16 protein-coding genes and 1 pseudogene are annotated in these 14,365 nt (G+C 46.6%); 8 read left to right on the top strand and 9 right to left on the bottom strand.

Annotated features, from left to right (window positions below; all coding sequences use genetic code 11):
• The first annotated feature begins 153 nt into the window (after positions 1-153).
• The 3 genes from L3N51_RS11090 to L3N51_RS11080 are packed head-to-tail and all read left to right on the top strand — an operon-like array spanning position 154 to position 1,133.
• Positions 154-642: a helix-turn-helix domain-containing protein gene (locus L3N51_RS11090; protein ID WP_238027283.1), complete on the top strand. Its 489-nt coding sequence runs from the start codon at positions 154-156 to the stop codon at positions 640-642.
• Positions 643-663: 21 nt separating this feature from the next.
• Entirely contained in the window at positions 664-804 is a 141-nt protein-coding gene (locus L3N51_RS11085; RefSeq protein ID WP_238027282.1) for a hypothetical protein, read from the top strand.
• Positions 801-1,133: a transposase gene (locus L3N51_RS11080; protein ID WP_238027281.1), complete on the top strand. Its 333-nt coding sequence runs from the start codon at positions 801-803 to the stop codon at positions 1,131-1,133. The genes L3N51_RS11085 and L3N51_RS11080 overlap by 4 nt, the downstream gene beginning before the upstream one ends.
• Positions 1,134-1,268: 135 nt before the next feature.
• Here L3N51_RS11080 and L3N51_RS11075 read toward each other — a convergent pair.
• Positions 1,269-1,484 (bottom strand): annotated as a pseudogene (locus L3N51_RS11075) (hypothetical protein); the annotation flags it as partial.
• Between the two features lie 134 nt (positions 1,485-1,618).
• Positions 1,619-1,966 carry a hypothetical protein gene (locus L3N51_RS11070; protein WP_238027279.1) on the bottom strand — a complete coding sequence of 116 codons (348 nt, stop codon included), beginning with the start codon at positions 1,964-1,966 and terminating at the stop codon, positions 1,619-1,621.
• 113 nt (positions 1,967-2,079) lie between these two features.
• Between L3N51_RS11070 and L3N51_RS11065 the strand changes: the two genes are divergently transcribed.
• From L3N51_RS11065 to L3N51_RS11055, 3 genes are all read left to right on the top strand, one after another.
• Positions 2,080-2,997 carry a LysR family transcriptional regulator gene (locus L3N51_RS11065; RefSeq protein ID WP_238027278.1) on the top strand — a complete coding sequence of 306 codons (918 nt, stop codon included), beginning with the start codon at positions 2,080-2,082 and terminating at the stop codon, positions 2,995-2,997.
• Between the two features lie 976 nt (positions 2,998-3,973).
• Positions 3,974-5,242: an NAD(P)-dependent malic enzyme gene (locus L3N51_RS11060; RefSeq protein WP_238027277.1), complete on the top strand. Its 1,269-nt coding sequence runs from the start codon at positions 3,974-3,976 to the stop codon at positions 5,240-5,242.
• Positions 5,232-5,693, top strand: a complete 462-nt coding sequence (locus L3N51_RS11055) for a GNAT family N-acetyltransferase (protein ID WP_238027276.1) — start codon at positions 5,232-5,234, stop codon at positions 5,691-5,693. The genes L3N51_RS11060 and L3N51_RS11055 overlap by 11 nt, the downstream gene beginning before the upstream one ends.
• Before the next feature lie 61 nt (positions 5,694-5,754).
• On the opposite strand, the gene L3N51_RS11050 is transcribed toward L3N51_RS11055, so the two are convergent.
• Positions 5,755-6,042 carry a twin-arginine translocase TatA/TatE family subunit gene (locus L3N51_RS11050; protein ID WP_238027275.1) on the bottom strand — a complete coding sequence of 96 codons (288 nt, stop codon included), beginning with the start codon at positions 6,040-6,042 and terminating at the stop codon, positions 5,755-5,757.
• A gap of 163 nt (positions 6,043-6,205) precedes the next feature.
• On the bottom strand, positions 6,206-7,150 hold the full coding sequence (locus L3N51_RS11045; RefSeq protein ID WP_238027274.1) for a membrane dipeptidase: 945 nt from the start codon (positions 7,148-7,150) through the stop codon (positions 6,206-6,208).
• 459 nt (positions 7,151-7,609) lie between these two features.
• On the opposite strand from L3N51_RS11045, the gene L3N51_RS11040 reads away from it, so the two are divergent.
• Both L3N51_RS11040 and L3N51_RS11035 read left to right on the top strand, forming a co-directional pair.
• Positions 7,610-8,002: a HEPN domain-containing protein gene (locus L3N51_RS11040; RefSeq protein ID WP_238027273.1), complete on the top strand. Its 393-nt coding sequence runs from the start codon at positions 7,610-7,612 to the stop codon at positions 8,000-8,002.
• Between the two features lie 67 nt (positions 8,003-8,069).
• Entirely contained in the window at positions 8,070-8,309 is a 240-nt protein-coding gene (locus L3N51_RS11035; protein ID WP_238027272.1) for a nucleotidyltransferase domain-containing protein, read from the top strand.
• 125 nt (positions 8,310-8,434) lie between these two features.
• Here L3N51_RS11035 and L3N51_RS11030 read toward each other — a convergent pair whose 3' ends face one another.
• Genes L3N51_RS11030 through L3N51_RS11010 form a run of 5 tightly spaced genes read right to left on the bottom strand, consistent with a single transcriptional unit; the run spans position 8,435 to position 14,299 of the window.
• On the bottom strand, positions 8,435-9,367 hold the full coding sequence (locus L3N51_RS11030; protein ID WP_238027271.1) for an ABC transporter ATP-binding protein: 933 nt from the start codon (positions 9,365-9,367) through the stop codon (positions 8,435-8,437).
• Positions 9,348-10,349, bottom strand: coding sequence for an ABC transporter ATP-binding protein (locus L3N51_RS11025; protein ID WP_238027270.1), 1,002 nt, complete (start codon positions 10,347-10,349; stop codon positions 9,348-9,350). Before L3N51_RS11025 ends, L3N51_RS11030 begins: the two co-directional genes overlap by 20 nt.
• Positions 10,318-11,193 carry an ABC transporter permease gene (locus L3N51_RS11020; protein ID WP_238027269.1) on the bottom strand — a complete coding sequence of 292 codons (876 nt, stop codon included), beginning with the start codon at positions 11,191-11,193 and terminating at the stop codon, positions 10,318-10,320. The genes L3N51_RS11025 and L3N51_RS11020 overlap by 32 nt, the downstream gene beginning before the upstream one ends.
• Positions 11,190-12,257, bottom strand: a complete 1,068-nt coding sequence (locus L3N51_RS11015) for an ABC transporter permease (RefSeq protein ID WP_238027268.1) — start codon at positions 12,255-12,257, stop codon at positions 11,190-11,192. The genes L3N51_RS11020 and L3N51_RS11015 overlap by 4 nt, the downstream gene beginning before the upstream one ends.
• Positions 12,258-12,265: 8 nt before the next feature.
• Positions 12,266-14,299, bottom strand: a complete 2,034-nt coding sequence (locus L3N51_RS11010) for an ABC transporter substrate-binding protein (protein WP_238027267.1) — start codon at positions 14,297-14,299, stop codon at positions 12,266-12,268.
• Between the last annotated feature and the right edge of the window lie 66 nt (positions 14,300-14,365).

The raw sequence follows: 14,365 nt of genomic DNA, 5'->3' as shown, positions 1-14,365 counted from the left end.
GACCATGTTGTACGTTATGGCCATCATGTAGATGAAGGCCTCGTTTCTAACCTTGGTCTCAGCGTAGGGCCTCCAGTGCTGCTTAAGGAAGATCCCGAAGTGCTCCACTAGTACTTAGGTAAAGTTTTTATCTTGGTATTACTAATATAGAATGTGGAGGAATTAGAGAAGGCTTACAGGGAGGAAAAGAATGCTAGGATAAGGCAGAGAATACTGGGGGTGAAGATGTACCTCGTGGACGGGTTCAGGGAGTACAGGGTGGCCGAGGTCCTCGGGGTTTCGTACTCAACGGTGAAGAAGTGGGTCGCGAAGTACAAGAGGGGAGGGGTTGGTGCGTTGAGGGATAGGCCAAGGTCGGGTAGGCCCAGGAAGTACTCCAGCGAGGAGGTGAAGAAGGTGCTGGAGACAAGTCCCAGGGAGCTGGGATACAACCTGGAGGGGTGGACCATGAGGGCGCTGAACGCTGAGCTGAGGAAGAGGGGGATAGTTTACAATAGGTATCACCTTTACAGGGTAGTGCACCAGCTGGGGTACGGTTTCGTGACGCCCAGGCCGGTGAACGCCAGGGCCGAGGTGGAGAAGCACCGCGATTTTAAAAAAAGTGAAGGAACTGATGGGACGCAGGATAGCGTTCTTCGATGAGACAAGGGTGTGGGCACCACGGTGAGGAGGTGCCCCGCCAGGAGGGGTTCCAGGCCCAGGATCAGGGTGAACCTGGGCTTCCAGCACTTCTACGTCTTCCTTGCCCTTGACGTTTCAAGGAAGGTGCTGTACACCCTCTACAACTCTCCAGCAAGAACATGAAGAGCTTCGTTTACAGGAGGAAGTGGGGCAGGGAGACCAGGTACCTCGTCCTTGACAACCACTCCTCCCACAAGACGGGGGCTATCCTGGACCTGTTCAGGAGAAGGGGAGTGAGACCCGTTTTCACCCCAAAGTACTCGCCAGAGCTAAACCCTGTGGAGAGGATCTTCAAGGACCTGAAGTTCCACCTTGCGAACAGGTTCTTCAACAACGTGGAAGAGGCAAGGGAGGAGGTGAGGAGGTTCTTCGAGGAACATCACGATCAGTTTAATCTTGATGTGGTCCAATATCTGGATTTAGATGAAATAGAGGTAGAAAACAATGGATAAAAACTTCCACAAAGTACTAACGCTGCCCGCTTCCAGGTGACGGACCATGAAAGCTTATAACGCGGGTTCTTTATATTTTCCTACACAACAATATGGGGTAGCCCCACCGTGACCCTTATAATCCACCACGAGCAATCAAGGGGACGTCCCTGTACGTGACGTGGTGAACCCCTGGCTGGAGCTCGTCCACTCGCCTGAGTTCGTCACCCTCACCCGGGCGTTGGACTTGAGCTCCGAGACCAGGTCTGGGAGGCGAGTTCGTCCGTTCACGTACCACGTGTAGAACACTATCCCCTGAACGTTGAAGATCTCCCTCAACCTGGACACTAGCTCCAGCATGAGCTCCTGGTCCTGAAGGTAACAACTACTCCCCTCTTCTCCAGCGCGTCCTTCCTGGGCACGTAGATCTCTAAGTGAACCGGGCCTAGTTGATCCTCAGGTCCTTCACCGCAATAACCAGAAGCAGCGAAGGAAGGAACGCCCTTTCACGGAACGTAGAAGATCTGCGCCCACGTCCCGGAAACGGGCTCAGCCAGGGCGTACCTCTTCACGTCGTGCGTGCAGTCCACGACGAGCAGGACTGGATCGTCCCTGACCAGAGCCTTCACGACTCTCTCCAGCTCCACCGCGGAGAGATCGTCCAGCTTCCTCCCGTTCCCGTAGTTGAAGCCCGCGATCCTGGACATGGCATACATGTTCTCTTCCGTTAACGCCAGCGCGCTTGTTAACTTCACGAACGTGTCGCTCCTCACAGCGTCCTGGATCCTCGCCAGCCTCTTCACTTGCCTACCGAGCTCCTCTTGGACCTTCAGGGGATCTATGCAGGTATACATTAGTCAAAATTCTGCGTTACCTGGCTATAAAGTTTTTAAGGTGTGAGGGAGGTCACGTCAATCTCGCATATAACCTACGCTAAATTAATAGCATAGCTTGCCTAATAGTTCTTATGAGTATCGCTTTAGACGATATTCAAACATTCCTTTTACTATACAAATATAGGGATATAAGTTCCGTTGCGAGGGAGATGAACGTATCTGATGGTACAATAAAATACAGAATACGTACTATAGAGCATTTCTTAAAAAGAAAATTGGTTGAGTCAATGGGATCAAAAAATGTAAAATTTACAGAATTTGGAGAATTTACTGCTGGAGAATTCAAGAAAATAATGAATATAATAGATGGTTTAAATAAATATAATAATAAGCTTATCAACGAAATTAAAATAGGTTCAGGGGAGGTAGCCGGAATATATTTTCTTCCTAGACTAGCTAAGGAATTCAAAGATAAATTTCCATCATTTAAGATTAGCTTCGAAATAGTAAGTACATTGGACGTGTTTGAGATGCTGCAAAACAGAGAAGCGGATATAGGTTTCGTGGCCAGCCTTAATTTCGATGATATAGACGAATTCCTTAATGATGTAAATGTTATAAAACTAAAAAGAATTAAGCTTGTTGTTATAAGTAAGAAAGGTACGTTAACCTCAAAGAGAATCAAGGTACATGATGTATTGCATTTACCTTATATTGGAAGAAAACCCAATTCCGGTATACAGGCAGAAGTAAGGAGAATATTAAATAGAGAAGGATTCAGTGAAAGTGATTTAAAAATGGTATACAGATTAGATAATTCGTCTTCAGTAATTAGCGCTGTAATAGAAGGTCTGGGCGTTTCAATTGTAAGTTATATTCAGGCTGAAAGATATATAGAAGCTGGTCTCCTTGATTATGCAGAATTGGAAACGGATGTTGAGAGCTATCTATATATAATCGATTCCTGGAAAGGAAAGAACTCTTTAGTCAATACATTTATAGATTTTACACGAAAGTTCATTTCTGATAAAGATAATGTAAATAATTAGAAATGGAATTTATATTTTTATGATATTAGGCACAGAGTGTTACGACTTTTTCCTGGGCCATTCAGGTTTCCGTTGCGAATTGTAATTAGTTAATCTACGCGAGACGATCAAAACCATCTATCATTTTCGGTAATACTTTAAGGGGTCGAATACGATGTCATACCATGATCAACGCTCAACGGAATGGAGGCCACCCCTTGTTGTGTAGGAAGATATAAAGAACCCGTGTTATAAGCTTTCGTCGTCCGTCGCCTGGAAAGCGTGGAGCTGGCGAAGGTGATAGGAGTGGTGCCTGATGACATGGGACGCGACTTCCACCCCGCGTTGTTTCCATGGATCGCCACGAACAGGTAGGTCTCCAGGTAAAGGAGGGACGGGAAGTATCTAGGGTCATGTATCCCGTCAAGGTAGGAGTTGAAGCTCTCGTTTTGGTGTAGATGTGGTGCCTCACCCGTTCGCGTACATCGTGAGGACCCTCTCCCTCACGCTCTTGTAATGGTGTTTCGCTCCCTCCACATCCTCCCGCATTCCCTGCACAGGTAGAACTGCCTCCCCATTATCTTCCCGTTCTTAACCACGCGATTCCGCACGAGGGACAGGGAACGTCCCTGTAGACAGGTTTCCTTACCCTCTTGGCCTTAGGTAATACTCCTTCAAATATTTATACCTTAATGACTACACCATGGACACGCTCAAGGCATATGACAACTAATTAACTAGTTAATTAAGGATTAGGGAAAGGGGTAAAAGGCCTTAAAGATGTTATTCTTTTACCTTATAACACACTATCTTATAACACTTTTAAATCCTAAATCGCACTCCACTATAAGACAACTGAGTATTTACAGCGCAATTTCTTTAATATATGATGTTCAGTTTTAAGTCTCACTTCCAGTAACATCTTAAAACTCAAATCGTTGTGCCAACGCATTAGGACGAACCATAACATTTTATACCAATCCCTTAATTTATCATTATGAAATCCGTAGAGATCTCCCTTAAGTACCAGGGTAAGATCGAGATGCTTCCGAAGGTTCCCATCTCCAGCTACGAGGATTTCTCCGTGATATATACTCCAGGAGTGGCCGAGGTCGTGAAGGAGATAGCCAAGGACAGGGAGAAGAGCTTCCAGTTGACCAGCAGGTGGAACAACGTGGGTATTATCACGGATGGGACGAGAGTGCTAGGTCTAGGTAATGTGGGGCCTGAGGCCTCTCTGCCCGTGATGGAGGGGAAGGCCCTCCTCTTTAAGTATCTAGGTGGCGTGGATGCGTTTCCCCTTCCCCTCGCGGTGAAGGATGCTGACGCCATAGTTAACGTGGTTTCCGCTCTGGAGCCGTCGTTTGGAGGGATAAACCTGGAGGACATTGAGAGTCCCAAGTGCTTCTACGTTCTGGAGAAGCTTCAGGAGAGAATGAATATACCCGTATGGCATGACGATCAGCAGGGAACCGCGGGAGCAGTGCTAGCTGCGCTCATAAATGCCATGAAGCTTACTGGGAAGGGACTGGACAGTAAGATAGTGATATTTGGCGCTGGGGCAGCCAACATCGCCACGGTTAGGCTACTGAAAGCATATGGCTTTGATCCCAAAAGAATGATAGTGGTGGACAGGGAAGGTGTGCTTCACGCTGAAAGGAGGGACTTGGACTCCATGATGTTCAATCATAAGTGGAAGTACGAGATTGCGGTCACTACAAACGGATTCAACATCACAGGTATAGATGAGGCTTTCAAGGATGCGGACATCCTCATCTCGGCATCAATGCCAGGACCTAACACGATATCCAAAAGATGGATAGGTCTCATGAAGGATCCCATTGTCTTCGCGTTAGCTAACCCAATTCCAGAGATTTACCCCTCCGACGCGTTGGACGCCGGGGCCAAGATTGTTGCCACAGGTAGAAGCGATTTTCCCAATCAGGTAAATAACTCCCTTATTTTCCCTGGAGTTTTCAGGGGAGTCCTGGACAGTAGATCCTCGAAGGTTGATGATCAAATGGTGATAGCCGGCTCGGAGGCTTTGGCCAAATACGCTGAGAAGAAGGGGATATCCCCAACATACATTATTCCAAGGATGGATGAGATGGACGCCTATTATGAACTTGCCTCAGCTGTTGCGGAAAAGGCCGTGGAGAGGGGATATGCAAGGGTAAAGCTGAGCAGGGAAGAGTTCAGGCTCATGGCCAAGATTAAGATAGAACAGTCAAGAAATAAGATAAAGGCGATTCAAAGTGTTGATTAGAAAGGCCGAACCCAGGGACGTTGAAGTCATAGCTGATATGTTCGAGAGAATGTATGCTCTCAATTCCGAGTTTGATCCCCTCCTTCAGGTGCATGACGAGATCGAGGAAAGACTGAAGAAAAGCCTCTCCGAGGACTTGAGGAGCGAGGATAGCCTGGTGGTTGTGGCTGAGGAGGATGGAAAAGTCATAGGAGCAGTGAGGGTAAGACTAGAAAGGAGGGAGTACTACGTACCGGAGAAGATGGCAGTTATTGAGGAGATCTACGTAATGCCTGGATATAGAAGGGAGGGAGTGGGAGAGAGACTTGTGGACTTCGTGATATCTGAGCTGTCCAGAAAGGGAGCTAAGTCTATTATGGCCCGTTTCCCTGCCAAGAATATCATCGCCGTCTCCTTCTACAAGAAGAGGGGGTTCAGGGAGATACATTATGAATTCATAAAGAAAATATGAGAGGCGTTAGGTTCGGCACAAGGTTAGATCTGGGCAATTATCATAACTAGGGGAAAGTGCCTTACTTGGAGCCTTGCCTTTTCAATTGCTCCAGCTGGTTCCGAAGATTCCTTATCTGTTTCTCCAGTTCCTCAACAGATACCGTCCTCTGCGAAGCCTGAGAAACCTGCTGAGACTGTTGAACCTGCATCTGGGCGATTTCCATTTCCGCCTCCATTCTCCCCTTCTTGAACTCCCCAAGAGCCCTTCCCATGGATCTGAACAACTCGGGTATTTTGTTACTTCCCACGAATAGAACTAGCGCTACTATTATTATGATCGCGAGATCGGATGGTTGCATCGCGACCATTTTCTGTTTCCTCTTACATAGCTTAAACTCAAGAGTGTTAAAAAAGATAACTTTGCAATTTTAGGTCCAAACATTGAAAACAGAGTTCAAAAAATCTTGTCGTCAATGATGCCTACTGGTTAAGAAGAGCTAATCATCCTGTTAAAGTACTGTGGATGGGTCATCATGGAACAGAGTAGCCCATATTGCTCATAATCACCCTCATGGCATTTTTCCAGAGAACTTCCTCCTCGTGACCATCCACAAACTTCAGTAGTTCCTTTACCTTCATCACGTTCTCGAAGCCCTGAGGTGTCTCTTTAATCCCCAGGAAATCGGTTCCCAGGGAAACGTATTCCCATCCGTACGACTCCCCCACATATCTCAGATTCTCCGCCACTCCCTGAATAGTGGGCTCACGCAAGGTTGAGACAATGGCAGTTATTCCTATCACTCCCTTGGTCTTAACCACTGCCTCAATCTCCTCGTCATCCAGATTCCTCCTGTGCATTTTTAATTTCATCATATTTCCGTGGGATACTATTACAGGTTTCCTAGTGATTGAGGCCACTTCCAGGACTGTCCTTTTTCCTGCGTGGGCAAGATCCACTATAACTCCAAGGGAGTTGGCCAGCTTAACCAGTTCCTCTCCCTCCGAGGTCAAGCCGTAATCCTTCCCTGACATGCAGGAGGAGGCGAACTTATTGTCATAATTCCAGGTCAGTCCCAGGTTCTGAACGTTAAGTTCCCTTAGGAGGTAAATGTCGATGTAATCCCTCAACGCATCAGCTCCCTCCAGGGAGAGGAGGAGTTTCGTTCGTGGCTCGTTCAGATCTTTTGCAGACCTTACTATCTTGACAAGTCCCTTTCTTTCCAGGTAGAGGTAAAACTTGATCTGGTCTATGAGAAGTTCGAAGGAGAAAGTCGTGGAAGGGGTGAACGATCCATAAAGGGAGGTCAATAGATCGGATCTCTCATCCCTTGTGTTAACGTGAGGGAAAATGGAGGCAAAAACAAGGGAATCGAAGTTGCTCAGAAGCTTAAGGCTTGACTGATGATCTCCATCAATTACGTCTATCCCCTGCTGATTGGAGTAGGCCAGATCCTCATGAAGATCTATGAGTTTCATGGCATTTTCTTATGTGATATCCTTAAAAGGGATTGCTGGATCTTACGGTATATGTTTTCGGTCAAATTACCAGAAATCACTAAAAGTCATATTCTAAAATATGATATTAGCGGATATGATGTGCCTAGGTAGTGAGAAGAGCGAGTATCAGGGGTGAGTATCAGGGGGTGCCTCTCTGTTTGGTTAGTATTCATGGTGTATAAATATCATGATTAATGAGGACATATAGTCATGAATACATTTTAGATTTTTAAAATGAAGATCAAGTGAACGTCAAGTTATTCCACGGCTACTTATAGTCTAATGAGTATCATTTAGCCGAGCCGAAAGAAGTTTAAAAATATTTATTATACGGAAGATTACAGGAACCAATGGAATTATCCTAGAGATAAACCTCTCATATCTGTATAACGACTTGGGATCCCTACTATTTAAAAGGCGTCATGAAGTATCTATCATATGACAAAGGAGGAGGAATATGGTCATCTGCTGGACAGATCAAAACGCTTTTATGAAACTGCCATCTTCCAGCTCCAGAAAGGTTATTATGACCTTTCCGCCTCCAGTCTGGAGCAGTCATTACAACTCTTCCTAAAAGCCATGATTGTAAGGCTTGGATATGATTACCCCAGGACCCATAGCATCAGGAGGCTCCTGGAGATAATACGCGAGATAACTGGACTGGATGAGATAGCCCGGCTCGAGACTAGGTACGAGGTAGAACTTGGACTATTTGAGGACGTCTACATCACCTCTAGTTATATAGCAAGGGAATTTAAGGAGGGTGAAGTTAAAAGATTAAGAGAGGTAGCGGATGAGGTGATGAGAGTTATCGGACAAACTCTTAATTGAGGAGGCAAAGCGCAGGGCTAAGATCTTCAATGACTTGCCCCATTATTTCTCGATAATACTTGAAACCATGAATGAGCTGGATAAAGGGGCTGAGGTGTACCTTTTCGGAAGCGTTGCTGAGGGGAGGCATTTACTTTCCAGCGATATAGACATCCTAGTGGTCACGGAAATCCCGCCTGAAGTTGTGATATCAACCCTGTGGAAAAAGGGTGTGGAAGATCCCTTCGAGATTCACGTGATAAGTAGAAATGATCTTGAACTGTATAGGCGGAGATCTAAACTAATTTCCTTAAAAAGCCTAGTTTAGTCTGGAATCTCACGCAGGACTTAAGGGAATTTTGACGTCAATTCCTAGGAAATGTTATAGGTCCAATCAAGGGAAAAAGTGTATATTGACTCAGCGATATCGCTGATCTAATCCTTAGACGTGAGTTAATATAGGAAACAGGCGACCTCGTGATCTTGTGAGACCCTTTTCAGCACAGGCTCAGTAGTCCTGCAAACTTCCTTTGCGAATCTGCACCTGTTTGCGTATCTACACCCCTTGACGGGTACTTCCCCTTCCTGAATGAACTCCAGTTTCCTTATCCTCTCCATGAAGCCCTTGGTGGGAGTTACGTTGAGCAATTCCATAGTATAGGGGTGTAGGGGTTTCCCTATTACTTCCCTCGCTGAACCCCTCTCCACAATCTTTCCCGAGTACATAACAGCCACATTATCGGACATGTACTTTGCCACCAGCATATTATGGGTTATGAGGAGATAGGACACCTTCCTCTTTTCCTGAATATCCAGAAGGAGATTGAGTATCTGGGCCTGTATGGAAACGTCCAGATTGGAGGTCGGTTCATCCAACACGATGAACTTGGGATCGCTGATCAGGGATCTAGCAATGGCTATTCTTTGCCTTTGCCCGCCAGAGAACTCGTGTGGAAATCTGGTCGCCACTCCTGGATCTAGTCCCACTAGGTTAAGCACTTCCCCCACCTTCTCTTCTCCCTTCTCTCCTAAGGGCAGGAGAGGTTCCCTGATTATATCACCCACCCTCAATCTAGGATCTAGGCTCAGGTAGGGATCCTGAAGCACTATCTGCATCTCCTTTCTTATGCTCCTCATTTGAGACTCCTTCAGGTTTGTTATGTCCTCTCCCTTGAAGATGATCCTTCCCTCCTTTATCTTGATGAGTTTAAGAATTGCCAGAGCCAAGGTAGATTTACCGCTCCCTGACTCCCCTATTACAGTGAAAGTCTCTCCTTCTCCTATCCCTAGTGAGACTCCATCAACGGCTCTTATGATCCTTCCTCCCGCGTTAAATTCCACCTCCAGGTTCTCGACCTGGAGCAGGTTAGTATAGGTGGCAGGCAACCTTCCTCCCTCCTAAAACTCTGGTTTCAGGGTCCTCAGACATGCACTTTTCCATGGCGAACTTACACCTTGGATTGAAGGAACAGCCAGATGGCAACTTAAGAATGTTTGGTGGAGAACCCGGTATTGACTCGATTCTCTTCTCGTTCTTATATCCATCAGGGATGGAGTTAATTAGACCCTTAGTGTAGGGGTGCATGGGCGATTCAATTATCTCCTCTGCCTTTCCCTCCTCCACGGCCTTCCCAGCGTACATTACAACGATCCTATCAGCAATCTGCCCCACTAACACCATATCGTGGCTTATGAAGAGAACTGATAGTCCCAGGTTTTCTCTCAGTTCCGAAAGAAGTCTCATCACCTGCGCCTGGGTTATCATGTCCAGAGCAGTGGTCGGCTCGTCTGCGATAAGGAGTGAGGGTTTCAGGAGATATGCCATGGCAATCATGATCCTCTGCCTCTCTCCCCCTGAGAGTTGATGAGGATACTTCTCCATGATAACCCTGGGCCTCTTAATGCCAACCCTTTCTAGGGAGTCCACAATCTCCTCTTCGTTGTCGCCCTTTGGGGGTTTCCACATTCCAACGCTCCATCCTCTCCTTCCTGACCTGACGTCTATGGCTTCCTGTAACTGGTCACGAATCTTCATGGTAGGGTTAAGGCTCGACATGGGATCCTGGAATATCATGAAGATGTTTGTTCCCCTGTAAAGGTATCTTTGGTCCGTCTTCACCTTGGTGATGTCCCGTCCCTTAAACAGGATTCTTCCCTTGCTTATCCTCGAGTTCCTGGGGAGTAGTCCTATGATGGCGTGGGCGAGGGTACTCTTCCCTGAACCGCTTTCCCCCACCACCCCTACAACTTCTCCCTTTCCCACGTCTAGATAAATATCTCTTACGGCAAACGCTTCCCTTCCCTCCAGGTAATAGGAAACCCAGAGGTCCTCAACCTTAAGCGTTAGCTCTTCTGACGTAGTCTCCACCTCTTGGATCTAGGTAATCCCTAAGTCCCTCACCGAAAAGTGAGAAACCTACAGCCATTAACGTGATAGTTAGGGCAGGGAAAACGGAGGACCACCAATTCCCTGGCAAGGCAGTTAAGCCGTCGTATACCATCCTTCCCAGCTCTGGAGTGGGCGGAGGAGCGCCCAAACCAAAGAAGGCAAGGATAGAGTAGAAAAGGATAATGGTTCCCATGTCCAGCGTAATATATACTATAACAAGGGATAATATATTTGGGATAATATGTCTCCTCATGATCTCCCACCTAGTTAAACCTGCTGCCTTTGCCAAGGTAATGTAGGGCATTCCCCTCACTTGAAGAACCTGACTCCTCACCAGTCTAGCGTAAATCGGCCAGTTCACCACAATAAGGGCAATCATGCTGAAGTAGAGCCTTTCCGCCACGTGCGTCTGTCCTAGAATTGTGCTTATGGCCAAGGCCAGCAATATTCCAGGGAAGGCAAGGAAGATGTCTGTGAACCTCATTAATCCCTCATCCACGAGCCCTCCCACGTAACCGGAGATCATCCCCACGAGCCCTCCTATGAGAGCCGAAGCTCCGGCAATGATGTAGGGAATTGCCACATCGTTGGGTAGGGCCGCAAGCACCCTTGTGAAAACGTCTCTACCCTCGCTATCTGTGCCGAAGAGGTGAGCAGTGGAAGGTGGAAGGTTGGCCAAGGCGAAGTTGATCTTGTTGGGATCGTAGGGAGTAAGGAGTTTCAAGTCCAGTGCAGAGATGATGGCCAAGACTATGAACCCAACAATGATTACAGCTCCTGCCAATAATGTTTTACTCGATAACAGTACTGTCCTGGCACTCATACCGTCTCCCTCACCCTAGGATCCACTACGCTGTACAAAATGTCGGCAACAAGGTTAGATATGACCACCACTATTGTTACCACAACCGTCCCAGCTAACAGGGAAGGAGTATCTAGGTCCAAGAGACTCTGAGCAAGGTAGTATCCCATTCCGTAATAATTAAAGATTGTTTCCACCACGAGAGCTCCCTGAATTGAACCCGCGAAGATCACGCTTGACAATGTTATTGTGGGAAGAAGGGAATTCCTCAGTGCGTGACGATATATCACGACCCTTTCCCTTAACCCCTTCGCCCTTGCGGTCTTAATGTAGTCCATGTTGAGGGCCTCTATCATTGAGTTTCTGGAAAGTCTAGTTATCCCACCGAAACCAAAGAGGGTAAGGCTCAAAGCCGGTAAAATCGCGTGATCCAGGGCTGAAACGAAGGCGCTGAAATCCCCCACGAGAAGAGCGTTCAGGATGGGCATGTTATCAAAGAACCAGAATGGGTAATACTTTCCGTTGAATGGGTCATATATCTCAAACTTGGGCTCCTTTAACGCCAGTATCGGATCAACTGGATACGAAGCGGGGAAGGCGTGAACGTCGTAGGCTAACACTAGGAGGAGACCCAGAGCCACAAAGAAGGGGGGAACGCTTCTGGTTACTGTGTAGATAATCCTGATGGCATTATCTAGAAAGCCATTGGGCTTAAGACCTGACAGGACGCCCAAGGGAATCTCAATGATCAACTTGAGTATCAGGGATATGACTGCAAGCTCCAGAGTAACGGGCAGGTACTCCTCCACAAGCTGAATAACGGGGGTTTGGTAAAGGGGTGAGATTCCCCAGTTACCTGTGAAGAAATTCTTGACATAATAGAGGAACTGAATGTACCACGGAGAGTTCAGGTGGTAAAGTTGGGTAATTATCTGTATTTGTTCAGGTGAAGCTTCGGGCCCTGCCCAAATGGAGGCTGGATTTGGGGCCGCCACGTTAACCAAGAAAAAAACGAGAACTAATTCACCAAAAATAACTAGAAGTGCTCCTGCCACACGTTTTCCGATTAGTTTGGCCAGCCCCATGTTCTTCCCTAGTATATTGTTGCGTAGAATAATCCATCAAATCCTGGACTGTAATATATTCCCTGAATTCCGTGAGCTGTCACCGTGTATGCAATGAAGTCGTCAAGCCACACGTATTGGGCCTGCTGTAGCGAGAGCTCGGTAATTTCGTTAAAGATTCTTTGAAGCTGAACCGGGTTATCAGTCCTCACTGCCTGAATTATAAGGGAGTTTATCTGCGAATTATCTACGAAAGCTGGGTTACCGTGATGAAGCCTTGCCTGAGACATTAAATAGATGGCAGGATCAATGGGGTTCAGCACAGGTGGGAAATTGGCCGCAAGTTGGAATGCCGGATAACTGCTGGAATTGGGCGGGTTGAGGTAGGACTCCACTATGGTAACTGCAGATTCAGGATTTAATTGCACTTTAATCCCGATCTGAGCTAGTTGCTGTTGCACTATGAGAGCCTCGTCCTGAAGTGCCGTGCTACCTGTCTGGTAAGTTAGCACTATGGTGGGGAAGGGTGTCCCTCCAGGATTAACAGTTGTTCCGTTGGGAAGGGTTAGACTGAATCCTGCCTGAGTTAGGAGATGTATAGACAGGGATGGATCGTAAGTGTAGCCTTGTATTGAGGAGTTATAGAAGGGAAGGGACGGATCGTCAGGACCCACGTAGCTTATGGCCAATCCGTCATAAACCTGTTGCTGGATCTGTGTTGCATTTATTGCATGAGCGATAGCCAATCTGACGTTAGTGACATTGAATGGGTATTGATAAGCATCCATTGCCAAGAAGTCTATTTCTGGATATGGTCCCCACACGTAAACAGTTCCATATGTGCCATTATAGACCACAGGATAGCTAGTGTGACTTCTTATGTAAGAAATACCCTGGGAGCCAATAATCTGCGATAAATCTATTATATCAATCTGAGCTATCTGGGCCTTCCCGGATTGAAGATCACTTATTCTCAGGGCTTCGTTGGTCTGGTAGTCTATCACGATGGTCTTGATCTTGGGGATAGCCAACATGAAGTTCCTCTGAGACTGAGGAACCTTGGAAGCCCAGTAGTTAGGATTAGCCTGTAGGATGACATAGGACTGACCTATTGGAGTTTCCAACACATAGGGACCAGAACCTAGGGCGTGGGTGGAAAGGTATGTGTTGGCTGTATCAATCTGGACTCCTCCATGCTCATCCACGAAGACCGGATCTACCACAGCTCCTGCAGAAGTGGACATTGCTGCCAGGAATGCTGAATATGGATATTGCAGGTTAAATTGAACAGTATACGGATTTACCACGACCACAGCCTGATAGGGATAGCTCATGACTTTTTGAATGGTTTGGTTACTCACGTTGAAGTGGGATAGAATATAGGCTAGGTCGTATGCGGCTTGTTCATATGCCTGAGTTAAGTTTGAGGGAAAGGTATAGCCCGCGTACTCCAGAGCTTGAAGGGTACCGTTAGGCAACTCTATGGTACCAGTTGCGCCACTTGGCAACTTTCCTACGAATCCAAGTCCATCATTAACTGATAGTCCCTGGCTAACGTAGACCGAAATTCCGAGGTTGATTAACATGGTCCTATAGACCGAGAACCAAACGTCAGTAGCATTCAGAGGATCGCCGTTGCTGAAGGTTATAAATGGCCACAGGTGGAACACGTAGGTCGTTCCGTTATTTAGTACCGTGTAATTCTCAGCCAATACACCTACAAAACTGGAGGTATTGGTTCCGTTATAAAACACGAGAGTCTGATAAACGTTCTGTATTAATTCTCCTCCTGCAATATCATAGCTAGATGCAGGATCTACACTAACTGGTGGAGTTGCCTCGTCAACTGTGATGGTTGAGGGTATGGATGTAACGTTTGTCGTGGTCACAGTCACGTTTGTCTTAGTAGTTGTTATGTTCGTAGGGTGAGTAACATTAACGGGCGAGGGAGTAGGTACAGTTGTATGTCTCGATAGAGATATGAACGCTACTGCAGCTATTATAATTATTACTACAATTATACCAGCAACTAGGGTCCGACTTATACCTTTTCTATATTTCATAAGCAACTAGGTTTAGTAGTTATATTAAAACATTATCCCATAAGGGATGTGCCTAACTATTACAGG

The organism is Metallosphaera javensis (ex Hofmann et al. 2022) (assembly GCF_022064045.1).
Classification (GTDB): domain Archaea; phylum Thermoproteota; class Thermoprotei_A; order Sulfolobales; family Sulfolobaceae; genus Metallosphaera; species Metallosphaera javensis.
Note: the sequence above shows the minus strand (reverse complement) of the source record. Positions and strands in the feature narration are given on the sequence as shown.